Source organism: Enterobacter bugandensis (assembly GCF_900324475.1).
Classification (GTDB): domain Bacteria; phylum Pseudomonadota; class Gammaproteobacteria; order Enterobacterales; family Enterobacteriaceae; genus Enterobacter; species Enterobacter bugandensis.
Genome location: NZ_LT992502.1, coordinates 147,311 through 173,922, shown reverse-complemented (window position 1 = coordinate 173,922; position 26,612 = coordinate 147,311). Strand labels below are relative to the sequence as shown.

Genomic DNA, 26,612 nt, shown 5'->3' with positions numbered 1-26,612 from the left:
TGTGACTTAATTGGGAAGCGAGCCATGTTTGAAAAGCGTCACCGCATTACGTTGTTATTCAATGCCAACAAAGCCTACGACCGTCAGGTGGTAGAAGGCGTGGGTGAATATTTGCAGGCGTCGCAATCCGAATGGGATATTTTTATTGAAGAAGATTTCCGCACCCGTCTGGAGAACATCAAAGACTGGCTGGGTGATGGCGTCATCGCCGACTATGACGATCCCATCATCGAGCAGCTGCTAACCGACGTCGACGTGCCGATTGTGGGCGTCGGCGGCTCGTATCATTCACCCGAACACTACCCGCCGGTCCACTACATCGCCACCGATAACCATGCCCTGGTCGAGGCCGCCTTTCTCCATTTAAAGGAGAAAGGCGTCCATCGCTTCGCGTTTTATGGTTTACCCGCCACCAGCGGCAAGCGCTGGGCCGTGGAGCGTGAACATGCGTTTTGCCAGCTGGTCGCACAGGAGAAGTACCGCGGCGTGGTCTATCAGGGGCTGGAAACCGCACCGGAAAACTGGCAGCACGCGCAAAACCGCCTGGCGGACTGGCTGCAAACGCTGCCACCGCAAACCGGCATTATTGCCGTTACGGACGCCCGGGCCCGACACGTACTGCAGGTCTGCGAACATTTGCATATCCCGGTGCCCGAAAAACTGTGCGTGATTGGCATTGATAACGAAGAACTGACCCGCTACCTGTCCCGCGTGGCGCTCTCCTCCGTAGCACAGGGCACACGTCAGATGGGCTATCAGGCAGCAAAGCTGTTGCACCGTCTGCTGGATAAAGAGGCTCTGCCGCTTCAGCGCCTGCTGGTTCCCCCCGTCCGCGTCGTTGAGCGTCGCTCAACCGATTATCGCTCCCTAAGCGACCCGGCCGTCATTCAGGCCATGCACTATATCCGCAACCACGCCTGCAAAGGGATTAAGGTCGATCAGGTGCTGGATTCGGTGGGCATTTCGCGTTCGAATCTGGAGAAGCGCTTCAAAGAAGAGGTGGGCGAAACCATTCATGCCGTCATCCATGCGGAGAAGCTGGAGAAGGCCCGCAGCCTGCTTGTCTCTACGTCACTGTCGATCAACGAAATCTCGCAGATGTGCGGCTATCCTTCGCTGCAGTATTTCTATTCGGTGTTTCGCAAAGAGTATGACACCACGCCGAAAGAGTACCGGGATCGCCACAGCGAGGTGCTGATCTAGAAAAGAAAACGCCTTCCAGTGGAAGGCGTTTTTTTGAGATTACATATGGGCGGCGATTAAGCGCTGGTTATCCTGGTACATAGCAAACAGATAGTTGTTATAGCTCTGTCCCTTCGTCGAATAACCTTTCAGCTTGTGGATCATCGTACTGGCCGTCACTTCCTGGTCCGCTTTACGCAGCTGAGCGCGTGATTTACGGAACGATGAGTAGGCCGGGTGCGTGTTCAGATTCACCACATAGGCGTTCACGGAATCTTTCACAGATTCAAACTGCGAATAGCCTTTCACCTTGCCAGGCGCATTCGTACAACGCCCTTTCGCACATTTCATGCCGAACAGGTTGTTGTTATTACGCGCCAGCTTAGAGGTTCCCCAGCCGCTTTCGGCTGCTGCCATGGTCGCTACCATGCTGCCTGGGATAATGTCCACACGCTCAAGGAGAGCATTCCACGGTACGCGACGCGTGTTACCGTTCCAGCTCAGTTTGTAGCGCTTCGTGATGTCTTTCAGACGCGCGCGTTCAGACGGCGACCAGCGGCTATCGTACTGTTTTGAAATTAACCAGTTACGATCCGCCGTAATCGCGGCATTTTGACTTGTTATGTAAGGCATTACCGTCCGGAGAAACGCTTTTTTTCTTGGTGTTCCGGAAGGGTATTTTCGCAAATCAGGAAGTGAACTACTCTTTGCACTATTGCGAGAATACTCTTGTTTACTGCTAACCTTACTACTTGTCGTCTTTATTACGTGGGCTTTCTTACTCGTTGTATCCGTGTGCGTCTTCGCAAGCACCCCACCCGAAAATGTCGTGGTGAGTAACATGAGTATCGCGGCCCCATATCGTCGAATGGGAGTCGATATCATTAGGTCTCCTGGTCGGATGTAATCATCCCAACACCTTATTTTTTTCACAAATTTGAGAGCGGAATCTCAAATCATATCAAAAATAGACTTCAAGAGCACGTATAGAAATAGTCCAAATCCGAAACTATGTCACCTGAAACTTGCTCATAAAAACATCATTCCTGAAAAAATGTGTGCGATATCGCAGATAACTGTCTCATTTCGCGCGGGATCACTCATCCTCACAGATCCTCCCGACAGAAAGCGATGGAGGATGAGTTTTTAACCACAACCTGATGGCACACTGGTCAAAAATGCCGCGACAGGAAAATGGAATGAAACGCACCGCATTAGCTTTTCTGATGTTACCCGCTCTGGCACATGCCGACTGGTCATCGCCGGGGTTTAACGCATTTCGTGCCGAAGGCACCGGGGTTTTCACCAGCCAGGCAAAGCTTACGAAGGGTACGCGTCCTCTGACGCTGGGTTTTGACAAGACGTGCTGGCAGCCTTCGGAGGCGATAAAACTCAATGAGATGCTGTCGCTCAAGCCCTGCGACGGGTCTCCGCCGCAGTGGCGCCTTTTCCGCGACGGTGAATACCAGATGCGGATTGATACCCGATCCGGCACGCCAACTCTGCTGCTGACAATTCAGAGCACCGCAGAACAGCCGGTTGCAAGCGTTATCCGCCAGTGCCCGAAGTGGGACGGTAAACCGCTGACGCTGGACGTCAGCCATACCTTCCCGGAAGGCACCGTGGTGCGTGATTTCTACAGCAAACAGACCGCGACGGTGCAGAACGGAAACATAACCCTGCAGCCAGACGCCAGCAGTGGTGGCCTGCTGCTGCTTGAGCGCGCCGAAACCGACAAACCAGCGCCGTTTAGCTGGCAGAACGCCACCGTCTATTTTGTGCTGACCGACCGCTTTGTGAATGGCGACCCGGGCAACGACAACAGCTACGGTCGTCACAAAGACGGCATGCAGGAAATTGGCACCTTCCACGGTGGCGATCTCAAAGGGCTCGCCAGCAGGCTCGACTATTTACAGCAGCTGGGGGTGAACGCGCTCTGGATAAGTTCCCCGCTTGAGCAGATCCACGGCTGGGTAGGCGGTGGCACCAAAGGGGACTTCCCACACTATGCCTATCACGGCTACTACACCCAGGACTGGACGAAGCTCGATGCCAACATGGGCACCGAGGATGATCTGCGACATCTTGTTGATGAAGCGCACAGGCGCGGCATTCGCATCCTGTTCGATATCGTCATGAACCACGCGGGCTACGCGACGCTTGCGGACATGCAGGAGTACCAGTTTGGCGCGCTGTATCTGCAGGGTGATGAGCTGAAAAAGACCCTGGGCGACCGCTGGACGGACTGGAAGCCGGGCGCGGGCCAAAGCTGGCATAGCTTCAACGATTACATCAACTTTAGCGACAAAGCCGCATGGGAAAAATGGTGGGGCAAGAAATGGATCCGCACCGACATTGGTGATTACGACAACCCCGGCTTCGACGATTTAACCATGTCGCTGGCGTTCCTACCGGATCTGAAAACGGAATCCACCGCCCCTTCCGGATTACCCAACTTTTATCAGCACAAGCCCGATACCCACGCGAAAGCCATCCCGGGATATACCCCGCGCGACTATCTCACCCACTGGCTCAGCCAGTGGGTGCGCGACTACGGCATTGACGGTTTCCGGGTGGATACCGCGAAGCACGTCGAGCTTGCGGCCTGGCAGCAGTTAAAGGACCAGGCTAGTCAGGCGCTGGCCGCGTGGAAAGGGGCCAACCCGGACAAAAAGCTCGATAACGCACCGTTCTGGATGACCGGCGAGTCCTGGGGCCACGGAGTGATGCAAAGCGACTATTACCGCCACGGTTTCGACGCGATGATCAACTTTGATTATCAGGAGCAGGCGGCAAAAGCGGTGGATTGTCTGGCCGATATGGATCTCACCTGGCAGCAAATGGCGGAAAAGCTGCAAAGCTTCAACGTGCTGAGCTATCTCTCCTCCCATGACACACGCCTGTTCCGCGAAGGACGCCAGCGCGCTGCGGAGCTGCTCCTGCTGGCACCGGGCAGCGTACAAATCTATTACGGTGATGAATCCGAGCGTCCGTTTGGCCCGACGGGGTCTGACCCGCTGCAGGGTACCCGCTCGGATATGAACTGGCAGGACGTGACGGGCAAGCAGGCCTTAACCGTCGCCCACTGGCAAACGCTGGGCCAGTTCCGCGCCCGCCATCCGGCGATCGGTGAAGGCAAGCAAACCACGCTGTCGCTGAAAGAGGGGTACGGCTTCGTACGCGAGCACAAGGGCGATAAGGTGATGGTGGTATGGGCGGGTAATCAATAATTATCCCCCCTCACCCCGGCCCTCTCCCCGCATGGGGAGAAGGCCGGGGTGAGGGGTGAAACCCACCAGAACTATTCACTACATAAATCCCACTCCGCCATACAAAACAACAAATCCGACCACATCTCCCGATTTGCACCAGCACAGTGCTAGCGTTATGGTTACCCACTTTCAAAATAAGCTCGATAGAACACCTGCTATGACGTTTTCACTTTTTGGCGACAAATTCACCCGCCATTCAGGCATTACTCGCCTGATGGAGGACCTCAACGACGGGCTGCGCACACCGGGTGCCATCATGCTCGGCGGCGGAAACCCGGCGCAAATTCCGGAGATGACAACCTATTTCCAGACGCTGCTCGCGCAGATGCTGGAAAACGGCAAAGCGACCGATGCGCTCTGCAATTACGACGGTCCGCAGGGTAAAACCGAGCTACTGACTCTCCTTGCCAAAATGCTGCGTGAAGAGCTGGGCTGGGATATCGAACCACAGAATATTGCACTAACAAACGGCAGCCAGAGCGCGTTTTTCTACTTGTTTAACCTCTTCGCAGGGCGTCGTGCCGACGGCACCACCAAAAAGGTGCTGTTCCCGCTGGCACCGGAGTATATCGGCTATGCTGATTCCGGCCTGGAAGAGGATCTGTTCGTCTCCGCGCGCCCGAACATCGAGCTGCTGCCGGAAGGCCAGTTCAAATATCACGTCGATTTTGAACACCTGCATATTGGTGAAGAGACGGGGATGATCTGCGTATCGCGCCCGACGAACCCAACGGGCAACGTGATTACCGACGACGAACTGATGAAGCTGGATGTCCTGGCGAATCAGCACGGCATCCCGCTGGTGATCGACAATGCCTACGGCGTGCCGTTCCCGGGCATTATCTTCAGCGAAGCACGTCCGCTGTGGAACCCGAACATTGTCCTGTGCATGAGCCTCTCCAAGCTGGGTCTGCCGGGCAGCCGCTGCGGCATCATCATCGCCAACGAGAAAATCATCACCGCCATAACCAATATGAACGGCATTATCAGCCTTTCACCAGGCGGTATCGGTCCGGCGATGATGTGCGAAATGATCAAACGTAACGACCTGCTGCGTCTGTCTAATGAAGTCATCAAACCGTTCTATTACCAGCGCGTTCAGGAGACGATTGCGACGCTTCGCCGCTACTTACCGGAAGAACGCTGCCTGATCCACAAACCTGAAGGAGCGATTTTCCTGTGGCTGTGGTTTAAGGATTTGCCGATCACTACAGAACTGCTCTATCAGCGACTGAAAAAGCGTGGCGTGCTGATGGTGCCGGGCGATTACTTCTTCCCGGGTCTGGATAAGCCATGGCCGCACACGCACCAGTGCATGCGCATGAACTACGTGCCCGATCCGGAAAAAATCGAAGCGGGCGTCAAAATTCTCGCCGAAGAAATTGAAAAAGCGTGGCACGAAGGCAGCCAGTAACACGCTACCCCTCACGCACGTTAAAACCCAGCTCTTTTGATATCGCCTCTGCCGTTTCGCGCAGAGGCTTGAGCAGGTTTTTCTCGCCAACTTGCTTCATGCGGGACGTCGACAGCGAAATGGAGATCGCATACGGCACGCGACCATGAATATCAAACACCGGCACGGCGATACAGGAGACACCCAGCTCGTTCTCTTCTTTATCCATTGCCATGCTGCGATCGCGAATTTCCGCCAGCTCATCGTACATAGCACTCAGTTCAGTGATGGTATTGCGCGTCAGCGGTTGAATCTGTTCCTGATGGCTTTGCCAGTAGCTGGCCACGTAATCCTGATGACCAAAGGCCATATAGATCTTGCCCATTGCAGAACAATAGAGCGGCATATGCTGGCCGATGTAAGCACGCGTACGCAGCATGCCGGTTGTCGGCTCGAGCTTATAAATTAGGATCGCGTGGTCATCTTCCCGACTGGAAAAGTTCACCGTTTCGCCAGTGGCAATGTTCAGCGCCTCAAGATGCGGGGCCGCCACGTGAATAATGTTGAGCGATGACAGCGCCTTTTGCCCGACAGCAATGAATTTAGTGGTCAAACGATAGCTGCCCGCCGCTGGCGCCGGGGTAACGTACCCGCACGACTGCAGTCCCTGGAGTAACCGGTGGACGGTGCTCTTATTCAAACCTGCCAGTTCCGATAAATGCGCAAGCGGACACCCGTTCGGGTAGTTGCTGAGGATCTCAATCAGCATCAGGCCGCGAAACAGGCTCTGGCTGCCTGCTGGCCTCTCTTTTTCCTGCGTTATTTCGCTCTCTTTCATGCTCATCAAATCGCTCCTTTTTATCGCGCTCCTGATGGTAGCGCAAAGTGTGGTTTAGTTCACGATCTCAACAGAAAAAACACAACCAGTTGATTTTAATGCTTTTTGAAAAACATGAATGTCGTTGATCTGACAAAAATTGATCGCTATATTTGAAATCAGATTTCGTATAGTGAAATTTAACGATAAAAAAGCATTCGCACTTGCCCCTAAAAAACAGGAGAACAGGGATGAAAGTGACCTTCGAAGAGTTGAAAGCGGCGTTCAATCGGGTTCTGCTCGATCGCGGCATAAAAGTGGAGACTGCCGATGCCTGCGCAGAGATGTTTGCCCGCACCACCGAGTCCGGTGTCTACTCGCATGGCGTAAACCGCTTCCCGCGTTTTATTCAGCAACTGGATGCGGGCGACATCATCCCTGACGCCCAGCCACAACGGGTGACCTCATTGGGTGCCATCGAACAGTGGGATGCCCGACGCTCCATCGGCAACCTGACGGCGAAAAAGATGATGGATCGCGCCACCGAACTGGCATCCGACCACGGTATCGGCCTGGTGGCGCTGCGTAACGCCAACCACTGGATGCGCGGCGGCAGTTACGGCTGGCAGGCGGCTGAGAAAGGTTACATTGGAATTTGCTGGACCAACTCCATTGCAGTAATGCCTGCGTGGGGATCAAAAGAATGCTGCATCGGCACAAACCCGCTGATCGTCGCTATCCCGTCGAATCCTATCACCATGGTCGACATGTCGATGTCGATGTTCTCCTACGGCATGCTGGAAGTGAACCGCCTGGCCGGGCGCGAGTTGCCTGTAGATGGCGGCTTTGACGACGAGGGCAATCTCACCCGGGAGCCTGGCGTGATTGAGAAAAACCGCCGTATTCTGCCGATGGGCTACTGGAAAGGTTCAGGCTTATCCATCGTGCTCGACATGATCGCAACCCTGCTCTCTAACGGCTCTTCCGTCGCAGAAGTGACCCAGGACAACAGCGACGAATATGGCGTATCGCAGATCTTTATCGCTATTGAAGTGGATCGCCTGATCGACGGGCCAAGCCGCGATGCCAAACTGCAACGCATCATGGAGTTCATCACTACCGCCGAACGCGCTGATGAAAATGTTGCCGTTCGTTTGCCGGGACATGAATTCACGCGTCTGCAGGAAGAGAACCGTCGCAATGGCATAACCATTGACGACAGCGTATGGGCGAAAATCCAGTCTCTGTAAGGAGGGGATGATGATATTCGGACATATTTCGCAGCCCAATCCGTGTCGCCTGCCGCTGGCGATTGAAAAAGCGCTTCATTTTCTGCGCACCACGGATTTCACCACCCTGGAGCCAGGCGTGGTGGAAATTGAAGGCCGCACTATTTTTGCCCAGGTGCTCGACCTCACCACAAAGGAACAACACGAAAACCGTCCTGAAGTGCACCGCCGCTATCTGGATATTCAGTTTCTGGCCTGGGGTGAAGAGAAAATCGGTATCGCTATTGATACCGGCAATAACAAAATAAGCGAATCATTACTGGAACAGCGAGATATTATTTTTTATCACGACAGCGAAAATGAGTCGTTTATAGAAATGGTACCTGGCAGTTATGCCATATTTTTCCCGCAGGATGTTCATCGTCCTGCCTGTATTAAAAACAAGGAAACGGTAATTCGTAAAATTGTGGTGAAAGTGGCAGTTAGCGAATTATTGTAATTTTCTGACGAATACAGGAACGCGAAATGACCAACACCGGTTTTATTATTGGTGCGTACCCCTGCGCACCCTCGTTTCACCAGAAAGGGGAACAAGAAGAACAATCCTTCTGGCGGGAACTTTCCGACACACCGTACATACGCGGGCTGGAACAACCTTGCCTGGAAAACCTTCATCCTTTCGGTGACGAGTGGCTGTTCCGTCATACGCCGGACGAGTGGCAAATCGTGGTCACGGCGGTGATGGAAACCATGCGCCGTCGTGGCACGAACGGCGCATTTGGTCTGGCATCAGCAGACGAAGAACAACGTAAAGCATGCGTTGAATTTTACCGGCATCTGCTCCAGAAAATTGACGCTGTAAATGTGCGTTTTCCGGGAAAAGTCATAGCCCTGGAGATGCAGGCGGCGCCGCAGGCCGGGAATGCATCCGTCGAACAGGCCACCGAGGCATTCTCCCGCTCAATCCGCGAAATTGTGAGCTGGAACTGGTCCTGCGATCTGGTGCTGGAACACTGCGATGCCATGACCGGACCTGCACCGCGTAAAGGTTTTTTACCCTTAGAACAGGTGCTGGAGGTGGTAAACGGAACCGACATCAGCGTCTGCATCAACTGGGCACGGTCGGCCATTGAAGGCCGTAATTCCACCGTTCCGCTTGAACACGTTCAGGCCGCATGTAAAGCCGGAAAATTGGGCGCGCTGATGTTCTCTGGCACCACCACACGCGGCGAATATGGCGAGTGGCAGGATCTGCACGCGCCGTTTTCTTCGTTCTGTGCCGACAGTTTAATGACGACTGAACAGGCTACATCACTCTTTACTGCGGCGAGCGCCGCAACATTGAAATTCTCCGGTATTAAATTACTGGAAATAAATGCTAATGCTGATGTCAGCCATCGCATCGCCATTTTGCGTGACGGTATTAGCGCTATGAAAAAAGCGACACAATAAAAATAAAAACATATTCCGATTACATTCACAGAGACATTAACTATGAATATTTCAACGAATGCTCTACATGCGGATATTCCGCGCCAGCGCTGGCTAAGAATCATTCCACCTATTCTTATCGCCTGCATTATTTCTTACATGGACCGCGTAAATATCGCCTTTGCGATGCCCGGAGGTATGGATGAAGAACTGGGTATTTCCGCCACCATGGCAGGCCTGGCAGGCGGGATCTTCTTTATCGGCTATCTGTTCCTGCAGGTTCCGGGCGGCAAGATTGCTGTTCATGGTAGCGGCAAGAAGTTTATCGGTTGGTCCCTGGTCGCCTGGGCAGTCATCTCAGTCCTGACCGGTATTGTCACTAACCAGTATCAGTTGCTGGTGCTGCGCTTCTTACTCGGCGTGGCGGAAGGCGGGATGCTGCCCGTTGTGTTAACGATGATAAGCAACTGGTTCCCGGATGCCGAACGTGGCCGCGCCAACGCGATTGTGATCATGTTCGTGCCGATTGCCGGGATCATCACCGCGCCACTTTCTGGCTGGATTATTACCGCGCTCGACTGGCGCTGGCTTTTTATCATTGAAGGTTTGATGTCCATAGTGGTGCTGGTGCTGTGGGCGTTCACCGTTTACGACCGTCCGCAGGAAGCCCGCTGGATCTCAGAGGCCGAGAAAAACTATCTGGTGCAAACGCTGGCCGCTGAACAGCAGGCCATCGCCGGAAAAGAGGTGAAAAATGCCTCATTGAGCGCCGTGCTTTCCGATAAAACCATGTGGCAATTAATCGCCCTGAACTTCTTCTACCAGACCGGGATTTACGGTTATACCCTTTGGCTGCCCACCATCCTGAAAGAGCTGACGCACACCAGCATCGGCCAGGTCGGGGTGCTCGCCATTCTGCCTTACATCGGTGCCATTGCGGGGATGTTCCTGTTCTCTACGCTTTCTGACCGCACCGGCAAGCGCAAGCTGTTTGTCTCCCTGCCGCTGATTGGCTTCGCACTTTGCATGTTCCTCTCCGTGGCGCTGAAGGCAGACACCTGGCTGGCCTATGCCGCGTTGGTCGGCTGCGGATTCTTCCTGCAGTCCGCCGCTGGGGTGTTCTGGACGATTCCTGCACGTCTGTTTAGCGCCGAAATGGCAGGCGGTGCGCGCGGTGTGATCAATGCGCTTGGTAACCTCGGCGGATTCTGCGGCCCTTATGCGGTAGGCGTACTGATAACGCTGTACAGCAAAGACGCGGGAGTTTACTGCCTGGCGATTTCTCTGGCACTGGCTGCGCTGCTGGCATTGCTGTTGCCAGCGAAATGTGATGCCGGAGCAGAACCCAATCCCACGGTGAATCCGCATAAACGTGCGGCCTGATGCCCTCACCCAACCCACTAAACCGAACCGTAGGCCGGGTAAGCGAAGCGCCACCCGGCGAATAAGTGAGATGAAGATGAGTGAAAAAGAGCCCTTCTGGCTGGGTATCGATTGTGGCGGTACTTATCTGAAAGCCGGGTTATACAACCGCCAGGGAAAGGAAGTGTGTATCGAACGTCGCTCGGTTGCCACGCTCAGCCCACGCGCAGGCTATGCGGAGCGGGATATGCACCAGCTCTGGCAGCACTGCCACGCTACCGTCGCCACGCTGCTCAAACGTTCAGGCGTAGACGGAGAGCAGATCAAAGGCGTCGGCATTTCTGCTCAGGGCAAAGGACTGTTTCTACTCGATAAGCAGGATCGGCCCCTGGGCAACGCCATGCTCTCTTCTGACCGCCGGGCGCTGGAGATTGTGCAACGCTGGCAGCAGGACGGCATTCCAGAAAAACTCTATCCGCATACGCGCCAGACGCTGTGGACCGGGCATCCGGCCTCGCTTCTGCGCTGGGTAAAAGAGAATGAGCCTCAGCGCTTCGAGAAAATTGGCTGCGTGATGATGGCGCACGATTATCTTCGCTGGTGCCTCACCGGCACCAAAGCCTGCGAAGAGAGCAACATTTCGGAGTCCAATCTCTACAATATGAATACCGGCCAGTACGACCCACAGCTCACACGCTGGCTCGGTATCAGCGAAATTGACGGCGCCCTGCCGCCGATTGTCGGTTCAGCAGAAATTTGCGGGGAAATCACCGCTCAGGCAGCCGCCCTGACCGGTCTCGCGGCGGGTACGCCCGTCGTTGGTGGACTGTTTGATGTGGTTTCCACCGCGATCTGCGCCGGGCTACACGACGAACACACGTTGAATGCCGTAATGGGCACCTGGGCCGTCACCAGCGGGATTGCGCATGGCATCCGCGACAGCGAGCCGTTCCCCTACGTCTATGGCCGCTACGTTCATCCGCAACAGTACATCGTTCACGAAGCCAGCCCGACTTCCTCCGGCAATCTTGAGTGGCTCAACGCCCAGTGGGGCGATATGTCATTCGATGAAATCAACCATGCCGTCGCCGGTCTGCCAAAAGCCGGAAGCGATCTGATTTTCCTGCCCTTCCTCTACGGCAGCAACGCTGGCCTGGAGATGACCAGCGGTTTCTACGGCATGCAGGCGCTACACACCCGCGCGCACCTGCTGCAGGCGGTTTACGAAGGCGTGGTATTCAGCCACATGACCCATCTTAACCGCATGCTTGAGCGCTTTACCAAGGTGCAGGCACTGCGCGTCACGGGTGGCCCGGCCCATTCGGACGTGTGGATGCAGATGCTTGCGGACGTCAGCGGTCTGACAATTCAATTACCCCAGGTAGAAGAGACTGGCTGTTCCGGTGCCGCGCTGGCCGCACTGGTCGGTACAGGCATCTATCCCGATTTCCACACGGCGCAACGCGCCCTTAAACATGACATCCGGGTGATTGAACCCGACATGAACGCCCATGCGGCCTATCAACGCAAATATCACCGCTATCAGTTACTGATTTCAGCATTACAGGGCTATCACGCCCAGGTTAAGGAGCACGACCTATGAGCCGACCATTACTGCAGCTGGCGCTCGATCACACCTCACTTCAGGCCGCGCAGCGCGATGTTGCCCTGCTTGTGGATCACGTCGATATCGTCGAAGCCGGTACCCTTTTATGTCTGACCGAAGGACTAAGCGCCGTCCGCGCGCTGCGCAAACAGTGCCCGGAGAAAATTATCGTGGCGGACTGGAAAGTGGCCGATGCCGGGGAGACGCTGGCAGAACGGGCGTTTGGCGCGGGCGCGAACTGGATGACCATTATCTGCGCCGCTCCGCTGGCCACCGTTGAGCGAGGCCACGAGGTGGCACTGCGCTGCGGAGGAGAAATCCAGATAGAGCTCTTTGGTAACTGGACGCTGGACGACGCGCGCGCATGGCAACGTATCGGCGTAAAACAGGCGATATACCACCGAGGAAGAGACGCGCAGGCCAGCGGTCAGCAGTGGGGTGAGACGGATCTCGCCAGAATGAAAGCCCTCTCGGATATCGGTTTACAGCTTTCGATTACCGGCGGCATCACGCCTGCCGATCTCCCCCTGTTTAAGCAAATCAACGTCAAAGCGTTTATCGCCGGGCGCGCGCTGGCGGGCGCGGATAATCCGCCACAGGTGGCACAGGCATTCCATTCGCAAATCCGCGATATCTGGGGAGCGTAACCATGCGTCAGCATCCGTTAGGTATTTATGAAAAAGCGCTGCCGAAAGATCTCTCCTGGCCGGAACGCCTGGTCCTGGCGAAGAGCTGCGGATTCGATTTCGTTGAGATGTCGGTTGATGAAACCGACGAGCGTTTATCGCGCCTTGAGTGGAGTACCACGCAGCGCGCCTCTCTGGTTGAAGCGATGCTGGAAACCGGGGTGTCTATCCCTTCTCTGTGCTTGTCTGCCCACCGTCGCTTCCCGTTCGGCAGCCGCGACGAAACGGTGCGCCAGCGCGCCCGTGAGATCATGACCAAAGCCATCAGGCTGGCACGTGACTTAGGTATTCGCACCATTCAGCTTGCGGGTTATGACGTCTATTACGAAGAGCACGATGAAGGTACTCAACAACGTTTTGCCGAAGGACTGGCATGGGCCGTTGAGCAGGCCGCCGCCGCACAGGTGATGCTGGCGGTCGAGATCATGGATACCGCATTTATGAATTCCATCAGCAAGTGGAAAAAGTGGGACAGCATGCTCGCCTCGCCGTGGTTCAGCGTTTACCCGGACGTTGGCAACCTGAGCGCGTGGGGTAACGACGTTACCGCCGAGCTGACGCTGGGCATTGACCGCATTGCGGCTATTCACCTGAAAGATACCCAACCCGTTACCGCGCAAAGCCCCGGACAGTTCCGCGATGTACCGTTTGGCGATGGCTGCGTCGATTTTGTCGGCGTATTTAACACGCTGAATAAGCTGAACTATCGCGGCGCGTTTCTGATTGAAATGTGGACCGAAAAAGCCAAAGAGCCGGTGCTGGAGATTATCCAGGCACGCCGCTGGATTGAAGCCCGTATGCAGGAAGGAGGCATGACATGTTAGATCAACTCAAAACCGAGGTACTGGCGGCAAACCTGGCGCTGCCAGCCCACCAGCTGGTGACCTTTACCTGGGGCAACGTCAGCGCAATAGATCGCGAAAGCGGTATGATGGTCATCAAGCCGTCCGGCGTGGAGTACGACGTGATGACGGCGGAGGATATGGTGGTGGTGAACATTGCCACCGGCCTGGTGGTCGAAGGCAGTAAAAAACCCTCCTCTGACACACCAACCCATCTGGCACTGTATCGCCGTTATCCGGAGATTGGCGGCATCGTACATACCCATTCCCGCCACGCCACCATCTGGTCGCAGGCGGGACAGGATTTACCCGCCTGGGGCACGACACACGCAGACTATTTCTACGGAGCGATCCCCTGCACGCGGCTGATGACCACGGCAGAAATTGCCGGGGAATACGAATACCAGACGGGCGAAGTGATCATTAAAACCTTCGAGGAGCGCGATCTCAGCCCAATGCAGGTCCCGGCGGTACTGGTTCATTCCCACGGCCCGTTCGCCTGGGGCAAAGACGCTGCCGATGCGGTCCACAATGCCGTCGTGCTGGAAGAGTGCGCCTATATGGGCCTGTTCTCACGCCAGCTCGCACCACAGTTACCGGCTATGCAGCAGGCGCTGCTGGACAAGCATTATCTGCGCAAGCACGGGGCGAACGCCTATTACGGGCAGTAATCAACCGGAATTAATATGCTCCTTACAGTACCGCCGTTTCCAGACGGCGGGGGTTAACCCGGTATGCTTCGAGAATATCTGCCGGAAATATCCCACGTCGTTAAAGCCGCAGCGCGCTGCGACCTCGGTTAATGACGCAGCGTCGTTGAGCAGGAGTTTTTCCGCCGCCCTGACGCGCTGGCGATGTATCGCCTCCGTCAGGGTTAAATGGAAAGTCCGGCGAAAGACGCGCCCGAGATAATCTGCATTACAGTGCAACGCTTTTGCCAGCTGCGAGGTGGATATCGGTAAATGAAACTGCGTGCGAATAAGCTGTTTTGCCTTCCATGCCATCGCCGCGCCGGCCTGATCTGCGCTGTCTTCATATCCTGAAGAGTTTGACACCTGCTGTAAAATCAATAATAAAATCATCTCCAGCGCCAGGCTTCGCCGTAATTTCTCCTGCTCGCTGAGAAATTGACGAAAGAGCGCAATCACATATTCCGCATCCCTTACGCGGCAGTGTTGTTCTATTGCCAGAGGAGCAGCGTTGGGTAACGTTGGATCTTGCGGCTCCACCTCAAAATGCAGCCAGTAAAAGCGCAGGTCCGCCGGGAAATCCTCCACGCCCACATGCCTACGCTGCGGCCAGAGCAATAAACTCTCACCCGCATTAACATCAAAAACATGATTTTCTTCCTGGATCGTTAAAGTCCCTTTTTCGACAAAAATAATCTCCCACGATGTTAATTTTCGCGCAGGGTGGCGGCCCACTCCGCGGGAGATAAATAGCCCGCCATTTTGAACCTTAACCGGAAGCGCTATGGATAATTCGAGCATGGATATTCACCATTCCGCTTTTATTGTCGTTAATATTCGACTTACCCGTTGATTATTAATCAATATTAAAATATCTGTCCGATCGGAATCACATTTTTATCATCAGGTCGGAATCGTCACCTTTTTATACTTTTCCCTTCCCTTGTTGGCCTTCCCGTTCGATGCAGAATAAAGAGGTACCCAGCATAAATACGATAATAAATTCGATCTCCGAGGAGTTACTTCATGACTTCCACACCGATTACAGACGCAGACGCTGCAAAACAGAAAGTCGATGACCGGCTGTCCGTCCGCGAGAAAATGGGCTACGGCCTGGGCGATGCGGGCGGCACGGTGATTACCTGCCTGATCATGAACTTTCTGACCTTTTTCTATACCGATGTATTTGGTCTCACCCCTGCGCTGGTGGGCACGCTGTTTATTGCCCTTCGCGTGTTTGACGCCATTTCCGATCCGGTGATGGGCGTCATTGCTGACCGCACGCAGAGCCGCTGGGGCCGATTTCGTCCCTGGCAGCTGTGGGTCGCCGTCCCGATAGGCATTATCGGCGTAATGACCTTCACCGTTCCGGAAGCCAGCATGGGCGTGAAAATCGCCTGGGCGTTCGGCACCTATTTGCTATTGTCCGTGGGCTATACCGCCATCAACGTGCCCTACTGCGCGCTGATTAACACCATGACCACCCGCCACAACGAGGTGATCGCCTGCCAGTCCTGGCGCTTTGTGCTGTGCGGCGTGGCGGGCTTTCTGGTCTCCGTTGGCCTGCCGTGGCTGGTAGCGGAGCTGGGTCAGGGCGATGCCGCGAAGGGTTATCAACTGGGCGTTGGCGTGCTGTGCGCTATCGCCGTGGTGATGTTCTTGTGCTGCTTCTTCTGGGTTCGCGAACGCGTTCCGCTGGCGCTGATGGGCAAATTCACCCTGCGCGAGCACCTGGCGGGCCTGCGTAAAAACGATCAGCTGCTGCTGATGTTGTTGATGTCGTTTCTGCTGATCAACGTCTTCAACATTCGCGGCGGTGGATATATGTACTTTATCACCTACGTGCTTCAGGGCAGCACGGCGTACACCTCGCTGTTTTTCACCATGGTGACCTTTGCCGCTATTCTGGGCGCGGTGATCGTCAGCCCGCTGTCGCGCCGTATTGATACCGTCAAACTCTACTACTACACCAACCTGGTGCTCGCTGCGCTTGCGGTGGGCATGTGGTTTCTGCCGGGTGGCCCGGCGCACCAGACGCTATGGCTGATCGTCATTTTAAGCAACGGCGTGATCCTGGGCTTCACCCTGCCGCTGCACTTCTCGCTAATGGCCTTTGCCGATGACTACGGCGAGTGGAAAACCGGCGTGCGTTCGTCGGGCATGAACTTCGCCTTCAACCTGTTTTTCATCAAGCTTGCGTGGGCGTCCAGCGCCGGGATTATCAGCCTGGTGTTTATTGCCGTGGCCTATCAGCCAGGCGCGGGCAACCAGACGCCAGCCTCACTGCAGGGCATCACCGCCATGGAGACGCTGCTGCCTGCCCTTTTCCACCTGCTGCTGGCGGTCGCTATCCGCTGGTGCAGGCTTAATAACCCTGTGATGTCGCGCATTTCCACCGACCTGCGCCAGCGTCACGTACCGTCCTGAGGAGAACGCTATGTCCATAATGGAACCCGACCTGCACCAGCTGAAAATCAACGATCCGTTTCTCGGGCAATATCAACGGCTGGTCCGTGACGTGGTGATCCCTTACCAGTGGGATGCGCTAAACGACCGCGTGGCGGAGGCCGAACCCAGCCATGCCATCGCCAACTTCCGCATCGCGGCCGGGCTGGAACAGGGGGAGTTTTACGGGATGGTATTTCAGGACAGCGACGTGGCGAAATGGCTCGAAGCCGTGGCGTGGTCGCTGTGCCAGAAACCGGATGCAGCACTGGAAAAAACCGCCGACGAGGTGATTGAGCTGGTCGCGGCAGCGCAGTGTGAAGATGGTTACCTCAACACCTACTTTACGGTAAAAGCCCCCGAGGAACGCTGGACGAATCTGGCCGAATGCCACGAGCTGTACTGCGCCGGGCATATGATTGAAGCTGGCGTGGCGTATTTCCAGGGAACCGGAAAACGTCGCCTGCTGGACGTGGTGTGCAGGCTGGCGGACCATATCGACAGCGTGTTTGGCCCGGGAGAAACACAGCTACACGGTTACCCTGGTCACCCGGAAATCGAGCTGGCGCTGATGCGGCTGTACGACGTCACGCAGGAGCCGCGTTATCTCAATCTGGTGAAATACTTTATTGAAGAACGCGGCGCGCAGACTCACTTCTACGATAGCGAATACGAGAAGCGCGGCAAAACATCTTACTGGAACACCTATGGTCCGGCGTGGATGGTCAAGGACAAAGCCTACAGCCAGGCGCATCTGCCCCTTGCGGAACAACAAACGGCCATCGGCCATGCCGTGCGTTTCGTCTATCTGATGGCGGGCATGGCGCATCTGGCGCGCCTGAGCAACGACGAGGGGAAACGTCAGGACTGTCTGCGTCTGTGGAGCAACATGGCGCAGCGCCAGCTGTACATTACCGGCGGGATTGGCTCGCAGAGCAGCGGGGAGGCGTTCAGCAGCGATTACGATCTGCCCAACGATACGGTATACGCCGAAAGCTGCGCCTCAATCGGCCTGATGATGTTCGCCCGCCGGATGCTGGAGATGGAGGCAGACGGCCACTATGCCGACGTGATGGAGCGCGCGCTGTACAACACGGTGCTGGGTGGGATGGCGCTGGACGGTAAGCATTTCTTTTATGTCAATCCACTGGAAGTGCATCCGAAAACGCTGGCCTATAACCATATCTATGACCACGTGAAGCCGGTGCGTCAGCGCTGGTTCGGCTGCGCCTGCTGCCCGCCGAATATCGCCCGCGTGCTGACCTCGCTGGGGCACTACATTTATACCGTTCGTCCGGATGCGCTGCTGATAAACCTGTACGTGGGGAACGACGTCGCCATTCCGGTGGGCGATAACGCCCTACAGCTGCGCATTAGCGGTAACTATCCGTGGCAGGAGCAGGTGAAGATCGAAATCACTTCGCCGGTTCCGGTCACCCACACGCTGGCACTCAGGCTGCCGGACTGGTGCGCGGAGCCTGCCGTTTCGCTGAATGGCGAAGCCATTACCGGTGAAGCGTCACGCGGATACCTCTACCTCAACCGCCGCTGGCAGGAAGGCGACACCCTGACCCTGACGCTACCGATGCCGGTCCGCCGCGTGTACGGTAACCCTCAGGTGCGCCAGCAGGCGGGTAAAGTCGCGCTTCAGCGCGGGCCGCTGGTTTACTGCCTGGAAGAAGCTGATAACGGCGCCAATCTGCATAACCTCTCCTTGCCCCGAGATAGCGAGTTCCGGGTGTATGAAGGCAAAGGCATTTTCGCGCATAAGATGCTGATACAGACAGAAGGGATTGGGTGTCACATGAAGGAAACGGATGCGCTGTGGCAGTACGACCGCTCGCCGGTACAGCGTCAGCCCCGTACGTTGACCTTTATTCCCTGGTTTAGCTGGGCTAACCGGGGAGAAGGGGAAATGCGGATATGGGTGGATGAAGGCTGAATAGTCACCCAGCCCTCTCCCACGGGAGAGGGAGTAAACCGGCTTTACCGCATCAGAAGCGCCAGGTCAGGCCGGTCATTAGCGCGAAGCTATCATCGCGGTCGATCATCGGGCTGTTCTTCACGTCATCAGGCAACACGATGTAGACCGCTCTGGCGTTGAGGTACAGCTTCTGGGTTAACTGATATTTAGCTACCAGACCAACGTAGGGCGTCCAGCTGTCGCCGACGGTGTATTGATCCAGCCCTGAGCGGCGTGACTCGCTGCCGGATACGCCGTAGTAGTAGTCGTTATAGCTCTCGTCGCTGTAAAAAACACCGACAGAAGGCGTCAGGGTCAAACGCTCCATCCTGATTGGACGGAAGTAGGATACCTCGCCCACCACGCCGCCGCTTTCATCCGTGGCATCGCCTGAGACCGCCACTTTCAGAGAACCCCAGCTTTCGTGGCGGTAGTACGCACCGCCGAGGAACGCAGAGGCTTTACGCTCATCAAGCTGCTTCATCTGGTGGTCGTCGTTATCATCCGGATCAAAATGCAGCGGCATCCAGGATGCGGTCAGGCTGAGTTCATTTTTTGCGTCTTTCCACAGGATCCATCCGCCCGTGGTCTGGCGAACATAGAAGCGATCGCCCTCATAGCTAATTAACGGCACCGCGGTGGTATTTTCGTTATAGCCTTTATAAGGAGACTCATTAAATACGGCCCCCGCGCCAAGTGAAAAATCACCGGCCATTGCAGAAGAGGTTGCAAATAACGTGGCAGCAATCAGTAAATTGTATTTAATAGTCATGTGAAGTAATCCATTTATACGCCAAATAAGCGGGGCGAATAATAATGGTTACAAATTTGCCGGTGCAACGCTGCAGTTTATATAATATTATATATAAAACCATATAGATGGGTGCGCATGATGAATAAATTACAGCTAAAGCCACGCGAGTTAAAAATAATCTCCGTCATCGCAGCCACCCACAGCATTGGTGATGCCGCCGCCCTGCTGGGCATGGCGCAGGCCAACGTCAGTAAATATCTCTCGGATTTTGAAACGCGGGTTGGGCTTAAGGTTTTTGAGCGCACGACCCGCCAGCTCGCTCTGACGCAGTTCGGTGAGGCGTTGCTTCCCTATGTCGACGCCACGCTGGACAAAAACACGCAACTTATTAATTTCATTGCCGATTATAAGCATGAAAAGCGTGGAAAAGTCACGATTTACGCCCCAACGGGCATTGTGACCTATCTCGCGCGCCACGTGATCCACCAGATAAAGGACATCGGGGACATTCGTATTTCCCTGAAAACCTACAACCTGGACCGCAACGAATATTCAGAAGGTGTGTCCTTCCCGGATGACTGTGATATTTTAATTACCTATGCTCAGCCAAAAGATGAAAGTCTGGTCGCCAGCGTGTTAGCAAAATATTCCGTCACTGCATTCGCAACCCAGGAATATTTAAATAAACATCCTTTAACCGGACCTGAAGATTTAAGTAATCACTCCTGTATTCTGATCGACTCCATGCTGGTCGATGATGCCAACATCTGGCGTTTTCGCATGCATGGCAGTGATGATGTGCATGATTATCGGGTAACCGGAAACTATATTTGCGACAATACCCAGACGGCACTGGAGCTGGCAAGAAATAATCTTGGCATTGTGTTCGCGCCGAAAGAAAGCCTGAAGAAAGAATTAACGCAAGGCACGCTGGTCCCCTGTTTCCCGCATCAGGAAGAGTGGTGGCTCGATCTGACCGCCATCTTCCGCAAGCGCGAATATCAGCCCTGGCGCGTACAATATGTTCTGGATGGTGTCCTCAACTGCCTGCGCCAGCAAATTGCTCAGGCCGTCCATGGACGGCCTGAGCTGGGCGATTAGAACAGCCCCAGCGGTTTATCGGAGTAGCTGACAAGCAGACATTTCGTCTGCTGGTAATGCTCCAGCATCATCTTGTGCGTTTCACGCCCGATGCCCGACTGCTTATACCCGCCAAATGCCGCGTGAGCCGGATAGGCGTGGTAGCAGTTGGTCCATACGCGCCCGGCCTGTATACCCCTGCCCATTTTATAGGCCAGATTACCGTTACGGCTCCAGACTCCCGCCCCCAGGCCATACGGCGTGTCGTTGGCAATCTCCAGCGCCTCCTCCATCGTTTTGAAGGTAGTCACCGCCAGCACCGGTCCGAAAATCTCCTCCTGGAAGACGCGCATGTTGTTCTGCCCGAACAGGATCGTCGGCTCAAGGTAATACCCTTCCTGCAGATCCCCGCCGAGCACCTTACGGCGACCGCCGGTCAGGATATCCGCCCCTTCCTTCTTGCCGATATCGATGTAGTTGAGGATAGTCTCCAGCTGGCCATGCGAGACCTGTGCCCCCATCTGCGTAACGTTATCGAGCGGGTTACCGCTGCGGATAGACTCGACGCGGCGAATGGCCCGCTCCATAAAGCGCTCGTAGATGGACTCCTGCACCAGCGCGCGGCTTGGGCAGGTGCAGACTTCGCCCTGGTTAAAGGCAAACAGCGCAAACCCTTCCAGCGCCTTGTCGAAGAAAGCGTCCTCTTCCTCCATTACGTCCGCGAAGAAGATGTTCGGGGACTTCCCGCCCAGCTCCAGGGTCACGGGAATGATGTTTTGCGTGGCGTACTGCATAATCTGCTGGCCCACTTCCGTCGACCCGGTAAACGCCACTTTAGCGATCCGTTTTGAGGTGGCCAGATATTCCCCTATCTCACCGCCCGCGCCGTTCACCACGTTAATCACCCCCGGCGGCAGAAGATCGGCAACAATTTCCATCAGCAGCAGGACAGAGAGCGGGGTTAAACGCGCCGGTTTAAGCACAATGCAGTTCCCGGCGGCCAGCGCGGGTGCCATTTTCCAGCTCGCCATCAGCAGCGGGAAGTTCCACGGAATAATTTGCCCGACGACCCCCAGCGGCTCGTGGAAGTGGTACGCCACGGTGTCGCTATCTACCTCGCTTATTCCGCCCTCCTGCGCGCGAATACAGGAGGCAAAATAGCGGAAGTGGTCGATAGCCAGCGGCACGTCTGCCGCCATCGTTTCCCGGATCGGCTTGCCGTTATCCCAGGTTTCCGCCGTCGCCAGCAGCTCCAGGTTCTGCTCCATCCGGTCGGCGATTTTGAACAAAATGGCCGCGCGCTCCTGAACGGAGGTATGGCCCCATTTATCTTTCGCTTTGTGCGCCGCATCCAGCGCCAGATCGATATCCCGCTTGCCGGAGCTGGCAATCTCGCACAGCGGCTGGCCGGTAACGGGCGTCAGGTTGGAATAGTATTCGCCGTCGACGGGGGCCACCCAGTCGCCGCCGATAAAATTGTCATAACGGGGCTTCAGCTTGAGGGGAAAACCATACTCGCCGGGCTGGATACGCGAAGAGGGAGGATTGTTTGTCATGACCGTCTCCTTGCTGTTGGTGTACAACAAGGGTAGTCCCGGCCGGCGGTTTTCTCGCCAGTGGGTGACGGGTTTACGAGCCGTATCACGGATTACCGTACTTTACGTTTCGTTTCTGCCACTGAGCCATACTTAACAGCTCAAGGGCTCATGAGGAACGATGCGATGCAGCTGTTTATCGGTTTTGACGTAGGCGGAACCCACATCAAACACGGCGTGATTGATGAAAATGGCAAGGAGCTGACGACGGACGAGTACGATACTCCTGAGGATAAAAACACCTTCAAAAAGAAGTGGAAAGCGGTAGTTGAAGCGTATCAGGACGAACACGACATCGTCGGCATCGGCGTGAGCTTTCCCGGCCATATTAACCACCACAGCGGCGAAGCGGCAAAAGCGGGCGCGCTCGACTATCTCGACGGCGAAAACCTGTGCGAACTCTTCGCCGGTCTGACCGATCTTCCCGTCACCGTGGAAAACGACGCCAACTGTGCGGCGCTGGGCGAGCGCTGGCAGGGCGCGGGTAAGGACTACGAGCATTTCGTCTGCATCACCATCGGCACGGGCATCGGTGGCGGGATTGTGATGGAAGGCGATCTTTATCGCGGGTCGCATTACCGCGCCGGCGAATTTGGCGTGCTGCCCGTGGGTAATAACGGCGAACCCATGCATGACGTGGCGTCGGCCAGCGGCCTGATGAAAGCCTGCCGCCGCGCGCTGGCCGTATCAGAAGAAGAGATGCCTGACGGCGAGGAGCTGTTTAAACGCATGGAGAGCGACGTGCATCTGCGTGAGGCCATTGAGGAGTGGGCCCATTGCCTCTCGCGCGGCGTTTACAGCGTAATCTCGATGTTCGATCCACAGGCAGTGCTGATTGGCGGCGGGGTAAGCGAGCAGGAGAAAATCTATCTCCTGCTCGATAAGTACCTGCAGCGATTCGAGGAGTGGGAGGCGCTCAAGGTGCCCATTCTGCTGCGAGCTGGGTAACCAGGCGGGAAGGCTGGGCGCGGTATGGCTGGCAAAACAAAAACTCTCCCGCCGCACGTAGCGCTCAGGGGAACAACTGCGCGTCGCGAAGCAGATGGTCATTACCCCGGCGACGCGTAAAACCGATGCGGTTGAAATATTCCAGGATCTGGATCGCCAGCTTGCGGCCAACGTTCAGTCGGTCGCGGAAATCGGCTGCGCAGGTGGAGCCGCGCGCCTGATCCAGTTCGCGGATCAGGTTAGCAAACGCCACAATGCGATCGTTACGGTAATAACGATCTTTCACGATCGCGACTATCAGCCCCTGCTGCGCCGCATGGCGCAATACCTGGCGCATCATCTGCTCGTCAGTATTCGTTTCACGCGCCAGATCGCGAACCCACCAGGGTTCATCGCCAAACAGCGAGGCCACTTTTTGCCAGATAGCCTCCTGCTCTGCGGTGAACCCGGCTTTGTGATCCGGCAGATGCAGCCAGCCGTGATGGCTTTTAATCACCCCGTTTTCGCGCATGTTTTCAATCAGCAGCAGCACCAGCGCATCGTCTTCCATCGGCAACGCCATGCGTCGCAGGCGCTCACGACCTGGACCGGGTTCATCCTGATGCTGTTCATGGTAAGTGGCGAGCGTGTTCAGGATCTTACGCTGCCAGTTTGCCGCAACCGGCGCATCGAGCAGGCTGTTGCCGGCCTGAATAAAGCCCGGCTGCTGGGTCAGCTGATGCAACCCTTCGCCGCTCAGCTGGCGTGCCCATGTAAAATCACTCAGGCTCACGGCCCCGCGCTCAAGATGCACCCGCAGCGCGGCGTTATCATCCTGAGCCTGTGCAAGCGCAGCCAGCCATTGCAGGTATTCAGGCTTACGCTTGCCGCGTCGCGGCGGGTTCAGCGTCACTACCCGCGCCCCGGCCAGCGTTTCCCGTGCGGAAATGTCCCGCAGTACCAGACGGTCGTTATCCGCCAGCCAGAGCGGCGAATCAAAAACCAGTTCGGCAAGATCGTTTTCCAGCAGGGACACGCGCCCGGTGATATGGCTGGCCGCGTGGTGAATATGCAGCGGCTGCCATTGGGTCAGCGGGACGTTTGTCTGCAGGGAGACGATGACGCGTTCAGACGGCTCCGGCGGGGCGTCGGCCAGCAGCCAGTCGCCGCGGTTAAGCTGCTCTTTTTCCGCATCCCCGGCAATGTTGAGCGCGATCCGCTGCCCGGCTTGGGCGTGCTCCGCAGGCTGATTTTGCGCATGTAAGCCGCGCACGCGCATCGGTTTATTAACGCCCGTCAGCCAGAGGCTATCGCCCACCTTCACTTCACCGCTTAACGCCGTACCGGTGACCACCAGCCCCGCGCCTTTGACGGTAAACGCCCGGTCAATCGCCAGACGGAAGCGGTGATGGCTGGCGTGGCCTCGCGACGAAAGATGCTGCAAATGGTGGCGAAGTTCGCCGATACCGCGCCCTTCTGTCGCTACAGTGACAAAAAGCGGTGCATCGGCAAAACCATATTCCCGTAAGGTCGCCTGCACCGCTTCGCGCACCTCGCTGACGCGCGCGTCGTCAACGCGATCGGCTTTCGTCAGCGCCACGGTCAGCTGCGGGTTGCCTGTCAGCTGGAGGATCGCCAGATGCTCACGGGTTTGCGCCATCACGCCGTCATCGCAGGCCACCACAAGCAGGGCATGATCGATGCCCCCCACGCCCGCCAGCATGTTGGAAAGAAATTTTTCATGCCCCGGAACATCAATAAAGCCCAGCACGCGGCCATCGGGCTGGGGCCAGTAGGCATAGCCCAGATCGATGGTCATGCCGCGCTTTTTCTCTTCCGGCAGGCGATCGGCGTTTATGCCGGTAATTGCCTGCAGTAACGTGGTTTTTCCGTGGTCGACGTGACCGGCGGTGGCAATAATCATTTCAACAACATCTCCAGAAATCGCTCTTCATCTTCAAGGCAGCGCAGATCCAGCCACATGCGGCCATCGTAAATCCGTCCGATAACCGGCGTCGGCAGGCCGCGCCAGCGCAACGACAGGGCCTCCAGGCGGCTACCGCGCCCGTCACGCGGGGTGAAGGTGAGTGCTTGACTCGGCAGCCTGTCCACCGGCAGCGAACCGCTGCCAATTTGCGACTGGCAGGGCTCAATGCGAACGTCAAAATCGGGGTAGTGCGGGGCAACGCGCGGCAGCAGCCGTTCGGCCTGGGCGCGAATCGAGGCGGCATCCCGGCTTAACAGGCGCAGCGTGGGCAGGCGGTCGGCCAGTTTCTCCGGGTGGAGATAGAGCCGCAGCGTCGCCTCCAGCGCGGCAAGCGTCATTTTATCGGCGCGCAGGGCGCGCTTGAGCGGGTGCTGCTGCAGCTGCGCAATCAGCTCGCGCTTGCCGACGATGATTCCGGCCTGCGGCCCGCCCAGCAGTTTGTCGCCGGAAAAGCTGACCAGGCTCACGCCCGCCGCAATCATCTCTTGCGGCATCGGCTCTTTAGGCAGCCCGTACTGGCTGAGATCCACCAGCGAACCGCTGCCGAGATCGGCAATCACCGGAATATTCAGCTCACGCCCAATCGCCGCCAGCTCGGCCTCTTCAACCGTTTTGGTGAAGCCTTCAATATGATAATTGCTGGTGTGGACCTTCATCAGCAGGGCGGTGTTTTCATTCACCGCCGCGCGATAATCTTTCGCATGGGTACGGTTAGTCGTACCCACTTCATGCAGCGTGCAGCCCGCCTGGCGCATCACGTCCGGGATGCGAAACGCCCCGCCAATCTCCACCAGCTCGCCGCGGGACACCACCACCTCTCTGCCGCTCGCGGTCGCCGCCAGCATCAGCAGCACCGCCGCCGCGTTGTTATTAACAATGCAGGCATCTTCCGCGCCGGTTAGCTGGCAGAGCAGATCCGCCAGCGCGCGATCGCGATGCCCGCGCCCGGCGCCGTCCAGATCGTACTCCAGCGTCACCGGCGAGCGCATGGCCTGCACGACCGCATCCACCGCCTCTTCCGCCTGCTGGGCGCGTCCCAGGTTGGTGTGCAGCACGGTCCCCGTCAGGTTGACCACCGGGAGTAACGCGCTTTGCGCCTTCTCACCCAGCCGATGCTCAACTTCCTGCTCCCACGCTGCACACCAGTCGGGCAAGGCGTTTTCGGCCTGGATATGGCCTCGGGCTTCATCCTGAAGCAGACGTAACATCTCCACCGTCGCGGTATGGCCGAAGCGCTCAACGGCAGCGTGAATGCGGGGCTCGCGAAGAAGTCGGTCGGTCGCGGGGATCTGGCTGTACAGCGAATGATGAGTAGTCATGAAAGCGCCTGGCGAGTAAATATCTTCCCCCCT

21 protein-coding genes and 1 pseudogene are annotated in these 26,612 nt (G+C 56.4%); 15 read left to right on the top strand and 7 right to left on the bottom strand.

Annotated features, from left to right (window positions below; translation table 11 throughout):
* Positions 1–24 precede the first annotated feature (24 nt).
* Positions 25–1,203, top strand: a complete 1,179-nt coding sequence (gene xylR, locus DG357_RS00855; protein ID WP_041911622.1) for a D-xylose utilization transcriptional activator XylR — start codon at positions 25–27, stop codon at positions 1,201–1,203.
* A 39-nt stretch (positions 1,204–1,242) separates the two neighbouring features.
* On the opposite strand, the gene DG357_RS00850 is transcribed toward xylR, so the two are convergent.
* Positions 1,243–2,067, bottom strand: a complete 825-nt coding sequence (locus DG357_RS00850) for a protein bax (protein WP_032644950.1) — start codon at positions 2,065–2,067, stop codon at positions 1,243–1,245.
* 314 nt (positions 2,068–2,381) lie between these two features.
* On the opposite strand from DG357_RS00850, the gene DG357_RS00840 reads away from it, so the two are divergent.
* Together DG357_RS00840 and avtA are read left to right on the top strand one after the other, a co-directional pair.
* Positions 2,382–4,412: an alpha-amylase gene (locus DG357_RS00840; protein ID WP_088204491.1), complete on the top strand. Its 2,031-nt coding sequence runs from the start codon at positions 2,382–2,384 to the stop codon at positions 4,410–4,412.
* A 199-nt stretch (positions 4,413–4,611) separates the two neighbouring features.
* Positions 4,612–5,868 (top strand): valine--pyruvate transaminase, encoded by a 1,257-nt coding sequence (gene avtA, locus DG357_RS00835; RefSeq protein ID WP_028015062.1) that lies wholly within the window; start codon positions 4,612–4,614, stop codon positions 5,866–5,868.
* A 4-nt stretch (positions 5,869–5,872) separates the two neighbouring features.
* Here the strand turns inward: avtA and yiaJ are convergent, their stop codons facing one another.
* Positions 5,873–6,691: an IclR family transcriptional regulator YiaJ gene (yiaJ, locus tag DG357_RS00830; protein ID WP_041911625.1), complete on the bottom strand. Its 819-nt coding sequence runs from the start codon at positions 6,689–6,691 to the stop codon at positions 5,873–5,875.
* Between the two features lie 224 nt (positions 6,692–6,915).
* Between yiaJ and yiaK the strand changes: the two genes are divergently transcribed.
* The 8 genes from yiaK (at position 6,916) to araD (ending at position 14,491) form a co-directional block, all read left to right on the top strand.
* Positions 6,916–7,914, top strand: a complete 999-nt coding sequence (gene yiaK, locus DG357_RS00820; protein WP_088204489.1) for a 3-dehydro-L-gulonate 2-dehydrogenase — start codon at positions 6,916–6,918, stop codon at positions 7,912–7,914.
* A gap of 10 nt (positions 7,915–7,924) precedes the next feature.
* On the top strand, positions 7,925–8,392 hold the full coding sequence (locus DG357_RS00815; protein ID WP_088204488.1) for a YhcH/YjgK/YiaL family protein: 468 nt from the start codon (positions 7,925–7,927) through the stop codon (positions 8,390–8,392).
* Between the two features lie 26 nt (positions 8,393–8,418).
* On the top strand, positions 8,419–9,345 hold the full coding sequence (locus DG357_RS00810; RefSeq protein WP_088204487.1) for a DUF4862 family protein: 927 nt from the start codon (positions 8,419–8,421) through the stop codon (positions 9,343–9,345).
* A gap of 42 nt (positions 9,346–9,387) precedes the next feature.
* Positions 9,388–10,707, top strand: a complete 1,320-nt coding sequence (locus DG357_RS00805; protein WP_088204486.1) for an MFS transporter — start codon at positions 9,388–9,390, stop codon at positions 10,705–10,707.
* Between the two features lie 76 nt (positions 10,708–10,783).
* The gene (locus DG357_RS00800; protein WP_088204498.1) at positions 10,784–12,289 is read left to right on the top strand and encodes an FGGY-family carbohydrate kinase; all 1,506 of its coding nucleotides are present in this window, start codon (positions 10,784–10,786) and stop codon (positions 12,287–12,289) included.
* Positions 12,286–12,939: a 3-keto-L-gulonate-6-phosphate decarboxylase UlaD gene (ulaD, locus tag DG357_RS00795; RefSeq protein WP_088204485.1), complete on the top strand. Its 654-nt coding sequence runs from the start codon at positions 12,286–12,288 to the stop codon at positions 12,937–12,939. The genes DG357_RS00800 and ulaD overlap by 4 nt, the downstream gene beginning before the upstream one ends.
* 2 nt (positions 12,940–12,941) lie before the next feature.
* The gene (locus tag DG357_RS00790) at positions 12,942–13,802 is read left to right on the top strand and encodes an L-ribulose-5-phosphate 3-epimerase (protein ID WP_088204484.1); all 861 of its coding nucleotides are present in this window, start codon (positions 12,942–12,944) and stop codon (positions 13,800–13,802) included.
* On the top strand, positions 13,796–14,491 hold the full coding sequence (gene araD / locus DG357_RS00785; RefSeq protein ID WP_088204483.1) for an L-ribulose-5-phosphate 4-epimerase: 696 nt from the start codon (positions 13,796–13,798) through the stop codon (positions 14,489–14,491). Before DG357_RS00790 ends, araD begins: the two co-directional genes overlap by 7 nt.
* Here araD and DG357_RS00780 read toward each other — a convergent pair whose 3' ends face one another.
* On the bottom strand, positions 14,492–15,310 hold the full coding sequence (locus DG357_RS00780; protein ID WP_045260037.1) for a helix-turn-helix domain-containing protein: 819 nt from the start codon (positions 15,308–15,310) through the stop codon (positions 14,492–14,494).
* A 225-nt stretch (positions 15,311–15,535) separates the two neighbouring features.
* Between DG357_RS00780 and DG357_RS00775 the strand changes: the two genes are divergently transcribed.
* Positions 15,536–16,936 carry an MFS transporter gene (locus DG357_RS00775; protein ID WP_047363342.1) on the top strand — a complete coding sequence of 467 codons (1,401 nt, stop codon included), beginning with the start codon at positions 15,536–15,538 and terminating at the stop codon, positions 16,934–16,936.
* 10 nt (positions 16,937–16,946) lie between these two features.
* Positions 16,947–18,896, top strand: a complete 1,950-nt coding sequence (locus DG357_RS00770) for a glycoside hydrolase family 127 protein (protein WP_088204482.1) — start codon at positions 16,947–16,949, stop codon at positions 18,894–18,896.
* A gap of 52 nt (positions 18,897–18,948) precedes the next feature.
* Here DG357_RS00770 and DG357_RS00765 read toward each other — a convergent pair whose 3' ends face one another.
* Positions 18,949–19,689: a MipA/OmpV family protein gene (locus tag DG357_RS00765; RefSeq protein ID WP_088204481.1), complete on the bottom strand. Its 741-nt coding sequence runs from the start codon at positions 19,687–19,689 to the stop codon at positions 18,949–18,951.
* A gap of 117 nt (positions 19,690–19,806) precedes the next feature.
* Here DG357_RS00765 and DG357_RS00760 point away from each other — a divergent pair, with 117 nt between their 5' ends.
* The gene (locus DG357_RS00760) at positions 19,807–20,772 is read left to right on the top strand and encodes a LysR family transcriptional regulator (RefSeq protein WP_063943256.1); all 966 of its coding nucleotides are present in this window, start codon (positions 19,807–19,809) and stop codon (positions 20,770–20,772) included.
* Here the strand turns inward: DG357_RS00760 and aldB are convergent.
* A complete protein-coding gene (gene aldB / locus DG357_RS00755; protein WP_041911639.1) occupies positions 20,769–22,307 on the bottom strand; it encodes an aldehyde dehydrogenase AldB in 1,539 nt (512 codons plus the stop codon). The two genes, DG357_RS00760 and aldB, sit on opposite strands and share 4 nt — an antisense overlap.
* A 165-nt stretch (positions 22,308–22,472) precedes the next feature.
* On the opposite strand from aldB, the pseudogene DG357_RS00750 reads away from it, so the two are divergent.
* Positions 22,473–23,355: pseudogene (locus DG357_RS00750) on the top strand (ROK family protein).
* A gap of 3 nt (positions 23,356–23,358) precedes the next feature.
* Here DG357_RS00750 and selB read toward each other — a convergent pair.
* Complete coding sequence (gene selB / locus DG357_RS00745; RefSeq protein WP_088204480.1) at positions 23,359–25,197, bottom strand: selenocysteine-specific translation elongation factor; 1,839 nt, start codon at positions 25,195–25,197, stop codon at positions 23,359–23,361.
* Positions 25,194–26,579, bottom strand: a complete 1,386-nt coding sequence (selA, locus tag DG357_RS00740) for an L-seryl-tRNA(Sec) selenium transferase (RefSeq protein ID WP_063155192.1) — start codon at positions 26,577–26,579, stop codon at positions 25,194–25,196. The genes selB and selA overlap by 4 nt, the downstream gene beginning before the upstream one ends.
* Positions 26,580–26,612: the final 33 nt, after the last annotated feature.